Origin of the sequence: Legionella oakridgensis ATCC 33761 = DSM 21215 (genome assembly GCF_000512355.1) — a bacterium.
Classification (GTDB): Bacteria; Pseudomonadota; Gammaproteobacteria; order Legionellales; family Legionellaceae; genus Legionella_A; species Legionella_A oakridgensis.
Genome location: NZ_CP004006.1, coordinates 2,171,367 through 2,191,720, shown reverse-complemented (window position 1 = coordinate 2,191,720; position 20,354 = coordinate 2,171,367). Strand labels below are relative to the sequence as shown.

Genomic DNA, 20,354 nt, shown 5'->3' with positions numbered 1-20,354 from the left:
TTCATGAAAATGCATTAAGCTGATTTTTGTTATGAGCTACCGTATTTAAATTTCAGTGAATGATCAAGTGCACTTCTTACCCTCATTATGTGTTTATATTTATTCCAAATTAGAATATTTTTTTCATAAATGATGCGAATTATTGAAATTTTCATGTACTGCTTGTAACGTGATGATTTGTATGTTTTTATTTCTCTAGAAATTTTATTGTTTTCGATATGAGGGTTTACATTGAGACGATTGCATGCTCGTTTTATAAGCTTCTCAACATGGCTAGTTTCATTTTCCATGCTTGTTATGACGGGTTGTTATAAGCCTGTTCAAACGGTAGCTAGTACACCCGCCTCGTTGCCCTACAAAGTGGATGGAGCATTGGACACTGCTGTCATAAAAATGCAGGAGAATTTTAATAAAAACGGCATTCAGGTCATTACTCTTGGCCAAGATTATTTAATAAGCATCCCGTCCAGTCATTTATTTGCCAATCAATCTCCTCGGCTCACATGGGTGTCTTACGCACTTTTGAATGATATCGCTTGTTATCTGAGGCAGTTTCGCAAAATTACTATTCATATCACTGCATACAGCAGCAAGTGTGGTTCTCCGCAACGTGAGCGTGCCTTAACGCTGGCAAGAGCAAGGGCGGTTGCTAATTATTTATGGACACAAAATATTGATAGTCGTTTTATCTTTACACATGGTTTAGGTAGTGATAAACCTATATTAGGACTTGTCCAGGGTGGTGACAAATCACCAAATTCCAGAATTGAAATAACATTTCGGGATGCTGTGGCTTAGGATGGAGATAAGATGAGTCGTGCAACTTGGGATTTAATTAAGAATTCTAAACGTTTTTACGTTAATACTTATCGGAAGGCTGCAACATTCCTCCTGATTTCTGCTGTATTTAATGTACTTTTAGGAGTCGCTATTTATTTCGCTTATTTTAATCTCCCAGATCCGGATTTTTATGCAACAAGTGGCGTGACTCCTCCAGTTATGCTAACAGCTTTGGATGAACCAAATTATACCTCTGATCCATTACTGGCGAGTGAAAGCGGAACAATTGATAACAAAGTCATGCCTAACTAACTGAGGATATTATGGCTGAAGATGCATTAACAGCGGTCGTGATGAGAAATAAATTTTATCGCGATGGACAACGAAAAATAATACTTATCTTAATGATTTCCATGACAGCCAATTTTATATTGGGAGGGATACTCACATATATCATGACGCATCCACCGGAACCAAAGTATTTTGCAACAAGCATTAACGGTCGAATAACACCATTATTTCCACTGAATGAGCCTAACCAATCGGATTCAGCTGTTTTACAATGGGCAAACCAGGCTGCCATTGCCGCATTTAGTTATAATTTCGTTAACTATCGCAGTGAACTACAAGCTGCGTCTGGCTTCTTTACCGCCGAGGGATGGACGCAATTTCTAAATGCCCTCCAGCAATCTAATAACTTGGATGCTGTTAAAGCTAAAAAGCTGATTGTTTCTGCCGTGGCGACAAGAGCACCAATTATTTTACAAAAAGGTATTTTGAACAATCGGTTTTCGTGGCGCGTGCAAATGCCAATTTTAGTAACTTATCAAAGTGCCAGTGAATTTTCTCAACAGAATAACGTGGTCACGATGTTGATTACTCGCGTATCAACATTAAATTCTCCTAGAGGAATTGGAATAGCCCAGTTTGTAGTTGGACCTGCTAGTGGTGAGATGAGCTGATGAGTTATAATAAATTAGCAATAAAAATTTCTTTATTGGCATTCTTTGTACCTGTTTCCATCGCTGTAAGTGCTCAGCAAGCAGATTCTGCTCAGCAAGCTTTAGAACAGTTACGGATGTTACAGCAACGTTTGTCTACTTCTCCTGATAATCAGCAAGCGGCTGAAGGAGGTTCGGCTACGCCGCCGCCGACAGGATCTCGAGCTCAATCTTCTGCTGCTGCCCCGTCAAGAGGTTCTCAGCCGGCTTCGGGAGCCAAGCCAGAAGCTCCGAAGCAAGGAGCGGATAATGCAAGCCTTGATCCAATGGTTTCTTCTGATAAAGAAGCATTTGATGAGATGGCTTTTGAAAATGTAACCGATCAATTATTTCCTTTGTCCCCGGAGCAGACCATACAACTTAAACAAATGTATCAAACCTCCGAGTATGCTAAGCAATCTCCGATTGGGACCCCACCAAAGCCAACAGCCACCTCCCAAATAGTCAATTTATCTCCTGGGTCTACCCCGCCGGTGATTCGGCTTTCGCAAGGATTTGTTTCTTCTTTGGTGTTTCTTGATTCAACGGGTGCTCCATGGCCAATCAGTGCTTATGATCTCGGTGACCCCTCTGCTTTTAATATTCAATGGGATAAGACCAGTAATACGTTGATGATTCAGGCAAGTAAATTATATACCTATGGGAATCTTGCCGTTCGATTGCGTGATTTGAATACTCCTGTCATGCTGACGTTAATTCCGGGGCAGCAGGCAGTTGATTATCGAGTTGATTTACGTATTCAAGGCTATGGACCTAATGCTAAAAATCTGCCTACTGAAATAGGCATCCCCCCATCGGCCAATGATGTGTTATTGAATGTTCTGGACGGTGTGCCTCCTCCAGGAAGTACAAGACTTACAGTTAGTGGTGGAGATGCAAGAGCTTGGCTGTTGAATGAGAAAATGTACGTAAGAACTAATCTTACTATTTTGTCGCCAGGCTGGATAGGAAGCATGACAAGTGCGGATGGAATGCATGCTTATGAAATGCAAAAATCCCCAGTTTTACTGGTTTCTTGGCATGGTAAAGTCATGCAACTCAAGGTAGAAGGGTTATAAAAAAATGGCAGGCAAAAAAGAAAATTTAAAAGCGCTATTTACGAATACTCGTTCAAGAGTAATTATTATTTTTACCGCTGTCTTGTTGATCATTGCCGTTTTAATCGGTGTTATCCGATTCTCGGCTTCTACATCGAGGACAGGACTTACCGCGGGGGCTCAAGTTGGTACTGCCCCGGTGGGAATTCAGTCTATCCCGGGTTCCATGGACCCTACTGCTCAATATGCTGCATTACAAGCTCAGCAAAATGTGGAACAAGCTAAGCAGGCAGCGGAGGAGGGTGGTAGTGCTATTCCAACCATTATTCGTACGCAAGCTTTTGGTGGCGATATCCAATCCGTAGGGCCTCAGCACGGAGAGGGAGGGGTTGGGTTTTCGACATTAGCTCTTGAAGGCTCAATGGGCCCGCAAAAGAATCAATGGATACAATCATTGAAGGATGCTAATTGCAGCAGTACCGCAGTTCAGCAGGCACTTCAGCAAGGAGCAACTTTAAATGACCTCAAAGAAGCTTGTACCTGTCTACAATTAAAAGATAATGGTTATAAATTAACACAGTTGCAGCAAGTTTGTTCTTGTACTCAATTAAAAGCTTCTGGGTTTAATGCAAGGCAACTGAAAGAAGCTGGTTATACGGCTGGTCAGCTGAGAATATGTGGTTTTGATGCTTGTGAATTGCGGAATGCCGGGTTTACTGCCCAAGAAATGAAAGATGGAGGATTTTCTGACGGGGAATTAAAAGGGGCTGGATTTTCAGAGAAGGAAATTGCTCAAGCAGGGGGGTTACCTGATGGTATTACTGCGGCTGACGTCACTAGAGCGGGTTGTGATCCGGATGCATTGCGCAAACTTCGCGAAGCAGGAGTAAGTGCTGGCGCTATTCGTCGTATCAGTGGCTGTAGTGCTGCGCAATTGAAAGCAGCGGGTTACACAGCCCAAGAGCTTAAAAATGCTGGGTTTAGCGCGGCTGATTTGAAAAATGCTGGTTTTACCCCAGACGAATTAAGACGAGCGGGTTTTAGTGCCAGAGATTTATTAAATGCGGGTTATAGTCCTGCTCAGCTGGCAGCAGCAGGTTATACTCCCTCTGAAATTAGCCAAGCTGAAAATCAGTTGCCACCAGGCATGACGGATCAAGATGTCAAGGAAGCAGGTTGTAACGTTGAAGCGTTGAAAAGAGAGCGTCTTGCCGGTGTGAGTGCAAAATTAATTCGCCAAGACGCAGGCTGCAGTGCTGCAGCCTTAAAAGCTGCAGGGTTTACTGATAATGATCTGGCAAATGCTGGCTTCACCCCTGCCCAAATAGCGGCGGCTCAGGGAGTAAACGATGCGGCCATCCGTGCAGCGGGTTGCGATCCGACGAAATTGAGTGCATTGCGTGCACAAGGTGTGACGGCAACGCAGATTCATGAATTAAATGGCTGCAGTGCGGCAGCGCTTAAAGCGGCAGGATTTGATGCAAGACAGCTGACGGATGCAGGCTTTACCCCACAGGAGTTGGCTGCGGCGGGATTTACGCCGGCGGAAATAAGTGCAGCGCAACAAGCCAGTGATGCGGCGATTCGTGCGGCCGGTTGTGATCCGACGAAACTAAGTGCACTGCGCGCTCAGGGAGTCTCGGCCGCACGTATTCGTCAAGTCAATGGTTGTAGTGCGGCAGCGCTTAAGGCAGCAGGTTTTGATGCGCGAGATTTGGCGGCTGCAGGTTTTACACCGCAGCAATTGCTGGATGCTGGTTTTACTCCTGCCCAAATAGCGGCGGCTCAGGGAGCAAACGATGCTGCCATCCGTGCAGCGGGTTGCGATCCGACGAAATTGAGTGCATTGCGTGCACAAGGTGTGATGGCAACGCAGATTCATGAATTAAATGGCTGCAGTGCGGCAGCGCTTAAAGCGGCAGGATTTGATGCTAAAGATTTGGCAAACGCTGGATTTACACCGCAACAATTACTTGATGCTGGATTTACGCCACAACAATTAACCGCGGCTGGGTTGAATCCGGCGGGTGTAATAGCAGCAGGAAGGACGGCAGATTGCAGCGTCGCATCACTAAAAGCAGCCCATGCAATGGGAGTGTCTGCTAGTACAATTAAAGATACATTAGGTTGCAGTGCGGCAGCACTTAAGGCAGCTGGATATACGGCGGCAGAATTGAAAAATGCTGGATTTACCGCAGCAGAATTGAAAAATGCTGGATTTACTGCAGCAGAATTGAAAAATGCCGGTTTTTCAGCAAAAGAATTACGCGATGCCGGATTCACAGCCCAACAATTAAAAGATGCTGGGTTTAGTGCTTCTCAGCTTAAAAATGCTGGTTTCAGCGCTGCTGATTTAAAAAATGCCGGATTTACCGCAGCTCAGCTAAAGGCGGCTGGATATAGTGCAAAAGATCTAAAAGATGCGGGATTTAGTGCGGCGGACTTACGGCAAGCGGGTTATTCCGCAAAAGAAATGAAGGATGCCGGATTTACCGCAGCACAATTAAAAAATGCCGGCTTTTCAAATCAACAATTACAAGATGCAGGTTTTTCACCTCAAGAATCTGCAGTTGCCGGACTGGGAGAAGCTCCAGAAATACCGGGAGGTCCTTCTGCTGTTGCAGCAATTCCGGGCATTGCCGGCCCCACATTGGCAAGCCAGGCTGATTCTGATGCCAGTGCCAAGCAATTACAGGACATTTTAAAGCGGCAGCAAACTCAAATGGCTGATCAGCGTTACCAACAAAAACTCCAGGCACGAACGAATGTGATGCTTTCTACGGCTACGCAATCCATACAAGATTGGCGTAAAGTCGGCCAACAAGTATATATTGAAGGAAAAGAGAAAAGTGGAGCAGCCCAGGAGAAAGCAAATGTTGCTGTGCCTGGTTCGCAACCTGGTGCTCAACCGGCTGGGGGGCCTGCTGGTACAAGTGGGCAAAAAGCTCTTATTAAGACGGGAGAGGTTATGTTTGCTGTGCTGGATACGTCCGTCAATAGCGATGAGCCAAGCCCTATTTTAGCAACGATTGTCTCAGGTAAATTTAAAGGTACAAAATTAATTGGTAGCTTTAATTTGCCAAGTAATGCGGACAAAATGGTGATTAGTTTTAATACGATGTCTGTACCTGGGGCTGCAAAAACAACGTCTATTAGTGCCTATGCTATCGATCCAAATACGGCACGTACTGCGCTGGCAAGCTATACAAATCATCATTATTTGCTTCGATACGGTTCTTTATTTGCCTCTTCTTTTTTGGAAGGATTTGGAAATGCGTTTCAGTCAGCTAATACAACCATAACCATTGGTGGAACGGCTGGTGCCCAGACCACGACGGTTCAAAGTGGTATTGGGCGGTCTATTATGGAGAATGCTGTGATTGGTTTGGCAACCCTTGGAAAGAACTGGGGGCAAGAAGCACAGCAATTGTTTAACACACCAACTACTGTGGAAGTATGTGCTGGTACGGGTATAGGGATCCTGTTTACTCAGGACGTAACATCACTTTAATTTGATGAGTGGGTAAGAAATGGCAGATAATGATCAATATAATGATGAATATCAATTCTCAGATTTGGATGCTCTTAGTCCTGAGCCTGTAGAAGAAACCCAACAAGGGACACGGACAGTTCCGCCGGCGGATAGGAAAGGGAACCTGTTTGCTTCAGGAAACTTGAAACGCAACGTATTAATCGTTGTGGGAATGATTATCCTCGCTATGATCGTTTATAAGTTTCTTGGCTCTTTTTTTGCTGACAGAAAAACAACCACTCCAGGGGATGTTGCTGTTGCTCCCTCAACTCCAATACCCGAGCAGCCCGCTCCAACGCCTTTACCCCAGCAGGTGCAACCCATCCAGCCTGTTGCATCTCCTGTTGCGGTGGATCCTAATATGGCACAAAAATTATCTGCACTGGAAGTAACCCAGCAAAGCATGCGCTCGGAAGTTAGCTCCATGAGCAATCAACTGGGTGGGGTAAATTCTAATGTCAATGAATTAGCGGCACATTTGTCGCAGCTTAATCAGGCCATAACCGCTTTAAATGCTAAAATTGATGAGCAATCACAGGAGATAGAGCAATTGATGGCTAGAACGAAGCCAAAATCGGCTCCTCGTCTTGTGAGGAAAATGGTTCCTGTAAAAAATATTATATTCAGGCCGTAATTCCCGGTAGAGCGTGGTTAATTTCTTCAAATGGTACTACACTTACTGTTAGAGAAGGGTCGATTGTTCCTGGTTATGGTTTAGTAAAATTGATTGATCCTAATCAAGGACGAGTCATGACTAGCAGTGGTCAGATTATTAGGTTCAGTCAAAGCGATAGCTGAGGTAGTTTATGGCTGATTGGAACTGGGGCTGGGTTACTGATAATGCCAATATATTAGTTAATATTGCTAATAATATGGTGCCTGTTCAAAGTATGCTTACAGGTGCCGCTTATTTAATAGGATTGTCTTTTGCATTTAAAGCCATATATAGTTTAAAGGTGTATGGGGAAGCGCGGACGATGATGTCATCCAACGCGAGTATAAAGGAGCCATTAACGTATCTTTTGGTTGCCGGCATATTTATTTATTTTCCCACGGCCTTTGAAATATTTTTGAATAGTACCTTTGGTTATACTAATGTATTGGCATACGCGCCAATTAATACCAGCAACCAGACTTTGGATTTCTTATTTGGGCCAGATAGTGTGGTTGGCCAGCCGTTGGCCATTATCATTCGGACGGTTGGCTTAATTGCTTTTATCCGCGGCTGGATTTTGATTGCTCGCTCTGCCTCTCAGGGACAACCGCCCGGAGGTACTGGCAAAGGAATGATGCATGTATTTGGTGGAATTCTTGCAATGAATATTGTAGGAACACTGCAAGTGGTTAATAATACTTTATATGGTTAAAATTGTAATATCATCAAGGGGGAAATAACTGTGAAAAATACTCTAAATTGTCAATTGTACAAGTGGGCAATTCTTTGCTTCGCTTTTTTGGGTCTGGCGCTGTTTGCCGATGTGGCCGCAGCGGCAGCTACGTCGGTAGGAGCAATGGCTTCAACAATAACGGATTCCTTCGCAAGAGTTGGTAAATTAATTACAGGGGGATCTTATCTTGCAGGTCTTGCTTTCTCCATCGGTGCTATCATGAAGTTTAAGCAACATAAAGATAACCCGACTCAAATACCTATTGGTACGCCAATTGCATTGGTATTAATAGCGGCAGCACTGCTGTTTTTACCAACATTGCTTTCAGTCACAGGCGGAACCATGTTTGGGGCTGGTGCTAAAACAGCTGGTCCTGGTGGTGTTACTTATACTGGTGAGTAATCCTAGTTACTCCGGGGATAGAATGTATTTCTTTCCCCGGAATTTTATTTCCTTAGGTCAATAACTGGATAATTGGTGAGTTAAATTACATGATGAGTAAGCAGGAGCGCTGCGAATTAAAATTGATCGCTAGTCCAGGCTCTTGGCGCCTATATTCTGCAAGAAAGGCAGATCCCCGTTTTAAATCATTCGAACAGAAAGTCTTTCAGCGTGATCGCTATACCTGTCAATTTTGCGGTTTTCAGGCAAGGCTTTATCAAGATGTTATTAATTTGGATGGTAATTACAATAACAATAGACTGGCAAATTTGGTAACTGCTTGTTGTTTTTGTTCCCAGTGCTTTTTTATTGAATCTGTTGGTGTGGGGGGATATGGGGGGGGGACATTAGTGTATCTGCCTGAACTAAGTCAGTCTGAACTAAACAGTCTGTGCCATGTTTTATTTTGTGCCATCACGAATGACACTGGATATAAAAATAGTGCTCAAACCATCTACCGCAGTTTTAAATTTCGATCTCAGGTCGTTGAGGAAAAATATGGAGAGGGAACCAGTGACCCGGCTATTTTTGGGCATCTGTTAATTGATTCTGGCCATATAGCCGATGAAGTATCGGTTAAAATATTTAACAATATTCGATTACTGCCTTCCAGAGCTAAATTTCGCAAGCAAATTGAGCATTGGGCCGCGAGTGCTTTGGAAGAAATTGCAGAAAAATAAACGGTACGTTTTCACAGCAATCATGATGATTTAATGGTATCAATTTGGGGATATGGAATGGGGAAGTGGGCAGATTCTTTTTTTGAAAGCGTAGATACCTTTTTTGCCTGGTTAAGCACGTCATTAAAGCAAACGACGGAATCCTATTGTGAACTGGAAACAGCAGATAGTCCGACCGTTTTGGTTAATCATGATGGCACTCTTATTTCTATTTTACAGATTGAAGGAGTGACGACACTTGCCGGGGCGGATGAATTTGAAATGCTTGTCGAGGGATTAACCAATTCATTTCAAGCGGCTATGGGACGTCCGGGCCATGCTTTGCAAGTTTATTTTAGTCATGATAAACAAAATATCCAAAAAGTGATTCGAGATATTTATGCTCCGGCCGAAGCGACGGAAAAGCGTTTGGAGCTTTCTCTTGAGGACTTATTTAATGAAAGGGTTAATTTTTTATCACAATATTGCGCTGAAGAATGTGTTTATTTTGTTTTAATGACAAGACCGTTTAATTTACCTGGCGATCAATTAAAGGCTGCCAATAAAGCCAAGCTTAAAATGATTCAGGAAAAAAAGTTTCCAGCCTTTAAAAATTCGCAAACCATTTATGCAGCCATCCCCGAGCTACGTGACACGCACAGTGCATACGTGCGTGCGGTTCAAAATGATCTTGAACAGCTCAATGTGATGGCAAAGCTCCTAGATGTTCATGAAGCTATCCATGCAATCAGAATGACTGCGGATCCTGATTTTACTGCCGATGATTGGAGAGCGACACTTCCTGGCGATAAAATTCGAGTCAGAGAAGTCAACAGCTTTGAAGGTGATGCGTCTGATTTATTATGGCCATCGTTGGCAAAGCAAGTGATCCCACGAGATGCAGAAATTCTGGACAGAAGAACGGTTCAGGTTGGCAATAAAATTTATTCCTCGGCTTATATCGATCTTTTTCCTAAAGATATTCGGCCTTTTCTTATGCTTTTTTCTCGTATTTTGCCCACCCATATCCCTTGGCGAATTTCATTTTTGCTGGAAAGCGAAGGGTTGGAGACCATGAAGCTGAAAGGATTATTGGCATCAATTTTGAGCTTTTCTTCAGCGCAAAATCGATTGATCAGTGATTCGGTTAACTTATTAAAATATTTGCAAGTTAACACGGACGAAGCGCTTATTCGTCTGCGTGTGGTTGCCACCACATGGGCACCAGAAGGGAATATACCATTATTGCGACGTCGCAGTTCGGAGTTGGTGAAAGCCATTGAAGGATGGGGTTCCACCGATGTATCCGAGATTTGTGGTGATCCTTTTGCAGGATTTGTATCCAGCATGCTTGCTGCCACAACGGCAAGTTCTGCAGTGCCTGCTGTTGCCCCGCTTTCAGATGTGATTGTCATGCTGCCAATCACCAGACCGGCTTCTCCTTGGCAAACGGGTGCTTTATTATACCGTTCTCCCGATGGGAAACCCTGGCCATTCCAGCCTGGATCCTCTCAGCAAACTACTTGGATTGATTTGGTGTATGCTCGTCCGGGTTCGGGTAAGTCCGTATTATCAAATGCACAAAATTTGGCATTATGTTTATCTGCTGGTCTCACACGCTTACCTCGTATTGCTATCATTGATATTGGTCCTTCCAGTAGTGGTCTGATTTCACTGCTAAAAGAAGCATTGCCTGCTTCCAAGCGTCATCTAGTGGCGTATCACCGAATACGCATGACACCGGAATACTCTATTAATCCGTTTGATACCCAGCTCGGGTGTCGGTTTCCAACGGCACTGGAGCGTTCTTTTTTAGTTAATTTTTTAACCTTATTGACAACACCACTTGGTGCCAGCAAACCATATGATGGTATGGCGGATTTGAATGGTATGGTGGTTGATGAATTATATAAATCGTTTTCCGATGATTTTAATCCAACGCCTTATTCTCCCGGCATAGAAGAATTCATTGACAGTATTTTGGAAGAAATTGGCTTTGTGCGTGATTCCAAATCAACGTGGTGGGAAGTAACAGATGCGCTTTATTCAGCGGGGTTTGTGCATGAAGCCATGCTGGCTCAACGCTATGCGATGCCGTTGCTTGCTGATGCAGCATCCATTTGTCGTACTCCTTCTATTGAAGATTTATATGGCAAAATTACAGCACCTACTGGTGAATCTCTCATTAGCTCTTTTTCAAGAATGGTATCGGGGGCCGTGCGCGAATATCCTATATTATCACGGGTGACGGCTTTTGATATTGGTGATGCCCGTGTGGTTTCACTGGATTTGGATGAAGTGGCTAAAAGTGGCGGGGATGCTGCTGATCGTCAAACGTCGGTCATGTATATGTTAGCCCGCTATGTACTTGCTCGTCATTATTATTTAACAGAAGAAAGCATGGGGAATATCCCTGAGCAGTATCAATCCTATCATGCGGATCGTATTTCTGAAATTCGTGAAGATCCTAAACGAATTGTCTATGACGAATTTCATCGAACTTCCAAATCTGCTTCAGTACGCGAGCAAGTGATCATTGACATGCGGGAGGGTAGAAAATGGAAAGTACAAATTTCTCTCTTGTCGCAGTCCGTGGACGATTTTGATCCCGTCATGATTGAATTTGCTACGTCCATTTATATTATGGATGCAGGGCCCGCTCAGGCGATTGAGAAAACGTCTAAGATTTTTGGATTATCGGAAACTGCCAAAACTGCTTTGCGTACCCGTGTGCATGGCCCAAGACAAGGAGGAGCTACCTTTCTGGCGCAGTTTGCAACCAAGCAAGGTGTTAACGTGCAGTTACTGACATTAACCCTTGGTCCTATTGAATTATGGGCATTTAGTACTACAGCGGAAGACGCGACGGTTCGAAACAAGCTTTATCGCCATCTTGGACCGGCAGAAGCAAGGCGTTTTCTTGCATCTTTATTTCCTAGTGGGACAGTGACAAAAGAACTTTCTGCCCGTCTGGATTCTCTGAAAGAAGCAGGGGGGTTGATAGAGGATGAAGTTAAGGCGGGTGTTGTTGATGAATTAGTGAGGGATATTCTGGACGCCTATGCCCGTGATCCAAACAGCAAAAGCCTTCCAATCAAATAAACTTTGTACATGATAAAGTTCATTATGTCCACCTAGGCGGGCATGTCTTTATATAGGTATATTGTTGAGCAGATTACCAATGCAACATTGAGTAATATTGTGTATTGTGTTTTTGTTCAAATATGCGATAATCCGAGCAAATTTAAAGCCGGGTTATCCACTAATGAGTCGAATTTCACAGCACTTAAGAAACGGATTTAATGGAGTTTCCTTATATACAGGAAAATTAATTTCTGCTGGGGTGGGAGCTGTTTTATATCCAATGGCGAGACTTTGGCGATTATCGATTTCATTTTTATTCATTAGCGTTGTTGCATTTATTGCAATTCCTATACTGTCTGTAGTCGCAGGATCTTTCTTGCATTCTCTGTTTCCTTCCATGGGCTGGGTGGGAGCAACCTTTGGCGGTATGTTAGCGGCTAGTGCACTCATAGGACTTACTGCCGGTTTATTACCAGCAGCGTTTTTGATTAGTGCACTTTTCACTCTAATTAAATCACCGATTGATGGCGCGAGAAATGGCTGGAATGATGGCTTTTCATCCATGTTAAGTCATGCTTTTGAGAGCGCTGCGCTGCCAGGCGCAGAGGGTGTAGATTTTCAAAGAATTTTAGAACAACTGGGGGAGCAGGCAACCAATGCCGCGCGTCAACCCATGACTGAAGAACAATTTAACGCTCTGGAAATGTCAACCGCAGATGTTCGAGCTCTAAAATCCGAACAACTTCCTCCATTGTCTTCAGAACAGCTGGCTATGCTTGAAAAAGCGGACGACGTTCAAATTAAGGCGATGGTTGAGCGCTATAAAAATCTTCAGCGTCTGGAAACTGATAATTGCAGTATACTCGCTGACCGTCCAGAACGAGATGATACCATTTTGTTGGTTAAGCAATATCAAAAAGATGGTCAATGGCTTCCTGTTCCTGCAGCTGCGCATATTTTTGATAAATCTGCATTAAAAATGGCGATGGTTGGTAACACAGGAACTCGCGGAAATGGAATACATCCTGTTACTCGAGAGAAAATCATGGAGCCTTCTGAATATACTGATGTCGATGGGATCCGTTATCGAACAACACGATACGTCTTTCATCCTTACTACGTTGATGCCAGCGGACCTGGTATCAGTCAAGAAATAAATCAGGTGACCGCTTATTTAAATCAGTATTTGATGCCCAAAAGGCAATCTAGTTCCGAACACGAAATGCCACCTGGCTATGTCCCCTCGTTTCCAGGATTGGGCGGCGCTGTCTTTTAGCTTTATTGCTGCGTTGTAAACGCTTTACGGCGTTCATGTACTCTAGGTGGACATTCTGTGCCCCGAAAAATGTTTGCGCCTTTCCCTAAACCAAAATAATCAGGTTGGCATGAAGTTTTTATTAAACAATGACTTCAGGCAAGGTAAATCCATTTAATACTCCTGGAGTAAATGGATTAATCTGATTTTGTGTCTTGAGAACATAGCGGCCAGAATTACCATTCACTTCAAACAGAATTTGTAAACTGGAGCTATCTTGTTCATCCACAAGGACATTTACTTTTTGTAATATTTTAAAGAATGCCCAAGGTCCTGTTTCTTCCAATTCATATTGTTTGCCTTCAATGGAATTTAACTTAAGTTTTACATCGGACTGTGGCCAGGAGAAACGTACAAAAGATTCTGAATTTTGATCGTCGTATAAGCGAGTATGACCCAGCATGAGTTGAAAACTGGAAACGACTGGATCCAGACTGACTTTTTGCAAGCTAAATTCAATATTACTTTTTTCACCTTGTTCTGGGAAGAACATGTTGGTAATAATGTTTGCACGAATCAGCTCGTTAATCGTCTCGGCAGCAATAGGAAGTACATAATGGTTTAATTCTTTTGGTTGCCATTGAGGATGGGAAGTATCTAAAAAGGGTTTTAAATAAAACTCTAGAAACCCATTAAGAATGCCATGCGTTGCAAAGAAATGATCAAAGTCGGTAATCGTCACTTCCTGGCTTTGTGTCGCATCAAATGGATAATGTTGTGCGATCTGTGTTTGATAAATTTGCAAGACGCTCTCTCGCCATTGCTGATTTATATGAGCTTTGCTGTCTTTAATAAGAATAAACCATGCATCATCTGCCACTTGATTTACCCATGATGAGACAGGTTCTGGCAGTTGTTGTGCCCGAGTATATAGAGTACTGAGTGGGTTTGTTAGGGTATCCCCAAGAAATCGTGCCTTAGTGAGGGTAAATGCCGTTTTTCCCTGATCATTAATAACGGATAAGGTGGCCATGAATTTTTCTAATTCCTGGAAATTTATTGTCAAATCTTGGGTTGTCGATTGACTTAGTAAATTAAGTTGTGTGAATTGGCTAGCTACTTCTTGATTAAAAAGCGTTGAATTATCACCAAATTCCGGACTGGTTTGCTGTTGAATAAAATGGACAAGATTATTAATAGCGTTTGATTGATGTAATTGCTGCGCAAGTTGCCGTGCTTGCTGATAATCTTGAAAATGCAATGGGCCAGATCTGCGAATGAAATTTTGCCACCAAGCGACGTATTCGTAACAGTAGGCTTGTTGTAAAATAGACGGTAGATTATTCAAATCCTGACGAGCTAAAACCCAGTTTTCATTTTGTAGTTGTTGACTTGTAGTAGCGAGCTGTTGAATTACCAGCGAAAAGCCTGTCTTGGTAAAATAGGCAGGGACTTCCTGATTGGCAAGTTGAAACCCTTCAATTGTAATCGTTTGCTTTTCTTGAGGAAAAGTCTTTTTAGCAAGCGAGTAATATAAATAACCTGCTGGTAAAGCGTTTAAATAATTACGCACGTCACTGACCATTTGCTGATTAATGGCGATGGGCTGCAGGGGTTGACGTAATATAGTTTCCATTAATGCCAATTTTTTTTGCCTATGTTCCGGAGAATCAGCCTGCCAATGGTGCTGAAACCAAGTCATCACTTCCGCTTGTGAATATTTTTGTGGATCACCCAGCATGAGATAGATTTTTAATGCTTGATAACGGGCTTCATGTGTTTGTCCTGCGTCCATCATGGTTTGCTCAATTTCGGCAAGAAGCGTTGGCAAAAAGTTTCCCTGTAGGTATTTTTGAGTGTTTAAACGTAATTGCGTTTTCAAGTGTTGTATTGTAGGTAACGATAAAGAATCTCCTGTAATACCGTCTAATGCAGTGGAGGCTTGAGTCAAATGAAACAATGCTGGTGCGGTATTATTGCCCTGAGTGGATATTGTTTCATACATGAGCAACTCTTTGCTTGCTGCGTCAAGTAAATGGGAAGATTTTATATGGTGATGCCCGAGCCATAGCAAAGATAGACCAGCAGTCCCGGATAATAGTCCTACTACCCATTTTTGTGAGATAGTCACATAAGGCAAATGACGTTTGGTTTGTTCTTGAAACGTCTGTATAGCACCTTCAATAAAGTAGGGACGATAATTAATCGATTGGTGAAATTTATCTTGAACAGTTAAGGCATATTCATGCTGAATTTTTTTATTCAGCCGATCCTGGCTGATACCACCTTGTTTTGCACTGGTGAAATATAAAGCCTGCAAATGAAAGAAATTTAATGGCAAGTGTTGTAAGAGCGACTGGATTGCTACACCTAAACTGGCTAGTTGTAAGGGAAACTCCCGTATTAAAGTACGTTTAAGGCTTGAACGGGCCGGATGCATTTTACTGATGACTTGTTGTCCTAACATTTCAATCAATTGATCAAATTGCTTTCTATAGGCCGCAATCATCTTGTCTTGTTGTGTGGTATGATAGAGAGAAAAACCGAGAGGTTTTTTTAAGTTACTCTCGTGTTCGTAATGAAAAAACTCGCAAAAACCTGCTAATGCATCGAGTTTGGTAAATAAAATGGCCACATCGACTTTGTACCCAAGACTGAGGCCAAAGCGCTTTAACAAGTCGGCATGTGCTTGATTTTGTTCTATAAACTGCGTGGGTTCTGAATTAAATAATTCATTAATATCAATGCATATTAGAATACCACTGATTTTTAATGCTTGATGACAGCGATTTAATTGTTTTAACGTGTGTTGTAATAAGCTCTTGTTTTGATTTAGCCAAGACTCCCCGAGATCAACAATAATGCCATGTTGGTTAAAATAAATATCGGCACCTCGCTCACTTTCAACAGGATAATGTTGAAGCTGGCTTTGACGCATAAGCGTTGTTTTTCCCTGGCTTATTTTTCCGGTAAGCAGTAAAAATGAAAGCGCATTATTTCGGGGTTTTAATTGTAGAATAATTTTTTTAATGCGTTGCATAATGCAAGTAATGATTTATCCATCAACTATCCATATTGGCAAGTACAGTATGTTCATACAGAACGGTTTTCGCTTTATATTCAAGCAAGGTGTGGCTTGCTAAATATACGATGGTTAATATTCCCGCAGCAAGCAGGATTCCTGTCACAAACGGTTTATGATTGATTGGCTCTGGCATCGAAGGCGTTTGTTCTCTAAAAAGCCGATGCGGCTTGCTTACACGATGCTGTTGAATTAACTGATAGAGTTCTTCAATTAAATTATCAAGAACGTGCCTGCCATCGGGACGAAGGTGTTGCTCTCCTTCAAATCCGGCAATTAGACAATAATAGGCTAATTCAAGTAAATCAAGATATTGGGTTGCACGTTCTTTAATGTGGTAGACAATATCAAAAAAACGGCGTTGAGGGCCGATGTCTTCATGAGATGAGGGGGTAAAGGCTTTAAATTCAGCGGGTTGTCCATAAAGCCTAACATAATTTTTACCCAATAATTCATCAATCGTAGCACTTAAAAGATATTGGGCAACAGCAACCAGCTCTTCAGCATAATCCTGCCCAAGCAGACGACCATGAAAAGCATACAGTTCATGTTCAATATTATCGCGAATTTGGTCGATTGGCGGCAGTGTAGGACTGATGCAAAGTCTTTCCATTAAAGACAACAGTGGGCTTGCAGCAGCAACAAGCGGGTTGGTTGCCGACGTAGCAATAAATAGTTTTGAACGATAATAAGTTTGGGGAATATGTTGTTTCTCAGCAATAGGCAATCGGCTTACAAGAGAGGCCGAATAAGGTTCGGCTATCATGGTATTTTACTCCAAATACTATTGGCCATGTGGGTATGGGTGAAGTTATAACGATAATACGTTATCTGTTATAACTTGTCGATAAGCATACTTTGCTGGGATGATGGAAGTGGTTAGTTTGTTTTTAATTCCTAGTGGCGTTGTATTGCTTTTCAAAAGCAAGCAACTGAGTTTCAAGCTGCCATTGTAATCGCGCTTTTTCATTATCTTTAATGAAAGATTTGCATGCTTGACTATTTAAGTTTAAGCAGACTTTAACAGGGATGCCTTGGTTTGCATTGCTCCATAAGCTATTTCCTGGCAAAAAGCTGTAGGTCAAGGCGTTGCGATTGATTGTTTTAATGGTTTGATAATCAAGCCCATGATGTAAGACGGCTTCAACGTATTGCCGAGTTAAGTCGGTTCGCAATATTCCTTCATCATCTGTCGAGAGAACGACAGGTACCTGATGCAAAAGATAGTAGCGCAGGGGATGATTTACTCCTGAAATATTGAGAATTTCCTGATTACTGGTCAAATTGATTTCAACGGCTATGGGTTTCTTGGCCATATGGTTCATGAGTATTTCCGCATTATTTTCGTAAGCAATATCGACCCCATGGCCAATTCGCTCAGCTTTGCCAGTGAAGACGGCATCATGAATATGAAAGTTCAATGCATCAGGAGAAACTGCCTTAGGAGATAATTCTCCAGCATGTAAGGCAATATGTACGTTGGGGTAGGTTTCATGTAAAAAATTTATAATTTGCATCTGATGGCGATAATCTCTTAATGAAATAATGCCATCTTCGGCCTGTACAAGATTAATGGCAATGATGTCAGGAGATTGCGATGCGGCTATAAAACCGTTTAACGCTTGAGCGAATACTTGGTCTAAAGGTTGTTCTCGCAAGATATAATATTGAAATTTTACCGTCAGGTTACAAACTGGTTGTTGTGGCTGAGTGTCACAATGCAATTCGTGGCGTGCTTGTTGTAAAATACGCCGACTTTCATTGATGGTATGTTTATTGTTATCCAGAAACTTTTTATTTGATAAAAGAAGCTTTTTTTATCATTTAAGGACGGTATATCTTTGAGTAACGCTCCGTAATTGGCTGATTGAGCATTATCCGGCAATATCATGATTTCTAAATAAAGCTCGTGCTGATTGGCTGCTCGTTGCATAATTTCAGCCAATAATTGTGGGCGGAAATCAGCCACTATGGGCATGAATTTGTAAAAACTGGAAAAGAAATGATCGTGGGCGGATTCTTTTCCGGGAATAAAATCTTTCATCGACCAGGCTCGAATGGTTTGTTCATACACCCAAGGCTGGGAAAGGAGATCGCTGGCCATTATTCCTTTGCAGAGTTCTGTGGATTTAAGAATGGAAAATGACTTTGTGTCCAGGCAATAACCGTGTTTTTGAGCCAGGTTTAACATGGCTTCCGGATACGCTCCACCAGCAAGATGATAATGTAATTCTCCCCCCTTAGGCATTTCTTTAAAAAAGGCGTACAAGGCATTAGGGTCGGTTTGGATGTCATGAACGTGGTGATGGATATCTGCGATTACATTTGTTTGAAAAAAGAACGAAAAAACAAAAAAAAGATATTAAGGCGCATGCAAGAATATTCTGAATAAAATTTTTGCAATTATCTCATAGTCGGAGTCTTTAGCCAAGATGAAAGATCATAGCATTTTGATCAACAAACGCCTTCATAAAGTGACTAAAAACTTGTCATTTCTGCGCGGGTAGAAATCTATTGCTTATGATGCGTTATGACTTCGTGTGCAAGATGGATTTCCGCCTGCGCGGAAATGACACAAATATAATATGATTAAATGATGATTTTACTCTGTTCATGCCAAAGGAATCATGAGATTTCCTTGGCATGAAACATCGTAAAACCATTAACGATGGGCGACAGATAATCCTTTCAAGATCGTCAAAGCGGCATACAGCTGATAATCCTCACGGATTAAATTGTGTTCGTCTTGAGAGGTGGCTTGTTCAAGATTTGATTTTTTGTGATCGGCGTCATTGCCGTTAAGAAGATGTCCATTTAGATCCGCTTCACTAAATCCAGAAAATTTATCTTCATTCTCGGCTTTGGCAATGGAGACTTCTTCGATAACGATATCAGGTGTGATGCCCTGAGCTTGAATGGATGTGCCAGACGGAGTGTAGTACAGCGCTGTTGTTAATTTGATGCCGCGTTTGTTGTCGAGAGGCAACACGGTTTGTACAGACCCTTTTCCAAAACTTTTTGTTCCCACGATGATTGCACGCTTATTATCTTTAAGCGCTCCGGCAACAATTTCTGAAGCAGATGCCGAACCATTATTAATTAAAACAACGATTGGCGCATTGTGAAGAATGTCTCCTGGATTGGCAATGGCAGTGAATTTTGAACCAGGCAAACGGCCTTCTGTATAAACAATTATTTCCTCTTCACCTTTTTTATCATTATTAATAAATGCATCTGAGACTTGAATGGCCGAATCCAGCAATCCCCCCGGATTATTACGTAAATCAAGTACCAGACCTTTTAATTTTCCTCCTGATTCTTGTTGCAACTGGGCAATAGCCTGCTGCATGTCTTTTCCTGTTAGAGCTTGAAATTGAGTAAGACGAATGTAGCCGTATTTTTTATCAAGCAATTTGCTTTTTACACTTTTAACGAGGATTTTTTCGCGTACAAGCGTGAAATTTAAAGGCTTGTTTTCCCCTTTACGCAGGATGGTTAAATCAATGGTGCTTCCCGGCTTTCCCCGCATCAAGTTAACGGCATCCTTAAGTTCCATGCCTTGTACGGGTTGTGTACCTAGTTTAACGATGTAATCACCTGCTTTTATGCCTGCTTTATAGGCAGGGGTGTCTACCAGGGGAGTAACAACTTTTACGAGGCCTTCTTCCATGGTGACCTCAATCCCAAGACCGCCAAATTCACCGGTGGTTGCGGTTTGTAATTCTTTAAAATCTTCTTCATCGAGATAGGTTGAATGGGGATCAAGACCACTTAACATGCCGCGTATGGCATTATCAAACAATTCTTTATCATCGGTCGGCTTGACGTAATATTTTTTTATCTGACCGATGGCGTTCGAAAAGCGTTGAACATCTTCCATTGGAATTCGCTGAGTCGTTTGTTCATTTTCTTCTTCTGCAGCCAAGATTTGTGTAGGAAAAGCCATGACGGTCACTAGCAAGGTTACCACAGTTTTAGCATACAATCGTTTCTTAGACATAGGATTCTCCTTGAAAGCTCGGCTTCTTTGGCCGTTTGTTTGCTTTCTTATTGTTGTTATTCTTCTACATCTACCGCAATTTACGTGCCAGAGAA

General features: G+C 42.3%; 14 protein-coding genes and 1 pseudogene. 11 read left to right on the top strand and 4 right to left on the bottom strand.

Annotation, left to right across the window (positions count from 1 at the left end):
* Window positions 1-231: 231 nt before the first annotated feature.
* The 11 genes from icmN (at window position 232) to LOA_RS10540 (ending at window position 13,198) form a co-directional block, all read left to right on the top strand.
* Window positions 232-798 (top strand): type IVB secretion system protein IcmN/DotK, encoded by a 567-nt coding sequence (icmN, locus tag LOA_RS10595; protein WP_025386319.1) that lies wholly within the window; start codon window positions 232-234, stop codon window positions 796-798.
* A gap of 12 nt (window positions 799-810) precedes the next feature.
* The gene (gene icmM / locus LOA_RS10590) at window positions 811-1,092 is read left to right on the top strand and encodes a type IVB secretion system protein IcmM/DotJ (protein ID WP_025386318.1); all 282 of its coding nucleotides are present in this window, start codon (window positions 811-813) and stop codon (window positions 1,090-1,092) included.
* A gap of 11 nt (window positions 1,093-1,103) precedes the next feature.
* A complete protein-coding gene (locus tag LOA_RS10585) occupies window positions 1,104-1,742 on the top strand; it encodes a type IVB secretion system apparatus protein IcmL/DotI (RefSeq protein ID WP_025386317.1) in 639 nt (212 codons plus the stop codon).
* Complete coding sequence (locus LOA_RS10580; protein ID WP_035895386.1) at window positions 1,742-2,839, top strand: DotH/IcmK family type IV secretion protein; 1,098 nt, start codon at window positions 1,742-1,744, stop codon at window positions 2,837-2,839. The genes LOA_RS10585 and LOA_RS10580 overlap by 1 nt, the downstream gene beginning before the upstream one ends.
* A gap of 4 nt (window positions 2,840-2,843) precedes the next feature.
* The gene (gene dotG / locus LOA_RS10575; RefSeq protein ID WP_025386315.1) at window positions 2,844-6,329 is read left to right on the top strand and encodes a type IVB secretion system protein DotG/IcmE; all 3,486 of its coding nucleotides are present in this window, start codon (window positions 2,844-2,846) and stop codon (window positions 6,327-6,329) included.
* A gap of 19 nt (window positions 6,330-6,348) precedes the next feature.
* Window positions 6,349-6,984 (top strand): type IVB secretion system protein IcmG/DotF, encoded by a 636-nt coding sequence (icmG, locus tag LOA_RS10570; RefSeq protein ID WP_052335941.1) that lies wholly within the window; start codon window positions 6,349-6,351, stop codon window positions 6,982-6,984.
* Window positions 6,985-7,156: 172 nt separating this feature from the next.
* Window positions 7,157-7,717, top strand: a complete 561-nt coding sequence (locus LOA_RS10565) for a hypothetical protein (protein WP_025386314.1) — start codon at window positions 7,157-7,159, stop codon at window positions 7,715-7,717.
* Window positions 7,718-7,747: 30 nt separating this feature from the next.
* Window positions 7,748-8,140, top strand: coding sequence for a type IV secretion protein IcmD (locus LOA_RS10560; protein WP_420324038.1), 393 nt, complete (start codon window positions 7,748-7,750; stop codon window positions 8,138-8,140).
* A gap of 89 nt (window positions 8,141-8,229) precedes the next feature.
* Entirely contained in the window at window positions 8,230-8,859 is a 630-nt protein-coding gene (gene icmJ, locus LOA_RS10555; protein WP_025386312.1) for a type IVB secretion system protein IcmJDotN, read from the top strand.
* Between the two features lie 57 nt (window positions 8,860-8,916).
* Window positions 8,917-11,940: a type IV secretion protein IcmB gene (locus LOA_RS10550; protein ID WP_025386311.1), complete on the top strand. Its 3,024-nt coding sequence runs from the start codon at window positions 8,917-8,919 to the stop codon at window positions 11,938-11,940.
* Window positions 11,941-12,103: 163 nt separating this feature from the next.
* Window positions 12,104-13,198, top strand: coding sequence for a CvpA family protein (locus LOA_RS10540; protein WP_147370129.1), 1,095 nt, complete (start codon window positions 12,104-12,106; stop codon window positions 13,196-13,198).
* Window positions 13,199-13,319: 121 nt separating this feature from the next.
* On the opposite strand, the gene icmF is transcribed toward LOA_RS10540, so the two are convergent.
* From icmF to LOA_RS10520, 4 genes and pseudogenes are all read right to left on the bottom strand, one after another.
* Complete coding sequence (gene icmF, locus LOA_RS10535) at window positions 13,320-16,217, bottom strand: type IVB secretion system protein IcmF (RefSeq protein ID WP_202961880.1); 2,898 nt, start codon at window positions 16,215-16,217, stop codon at window positions 13,320-13,322.
* 22 nt (window positions 16,218-16,239) lie between these two features.
* Window positions 16,240-17,025 carry a type IVB secretion system protein IcmH/DotU gene (icmH, locus tag LOA_RS10530; protein WP_025386308.1) on the bottom strand — a complete coding sequence of 262 codons (786 nt, stop codon included), beginning with the start codon at window positions 17,023-17,025 and terminating at the stop codon, window positions 16,240-16,242.
* Window positions 17,026-17,149: 124 nt separating this feature from the next.
* Window positions 17,150-18,579: pseudogene (locus LOA_RS16275) on the bottom strand (adenosine deaminase family protein).
* Between the two features lie 342 nt (window positions 18,580-18,921).
* Window positions 18,922-20,259, bottom strand: coding sequence for a S41 family peptidase (locus LOA_RS10520; protein ID WP_025386307.1), 1,338 nt, complete (start codon window positions 20,257-20,259; stop codon window positions 18,922-18,924).
* Window positions 20,260-20,354: the final 95 nt, after the last annotated feature.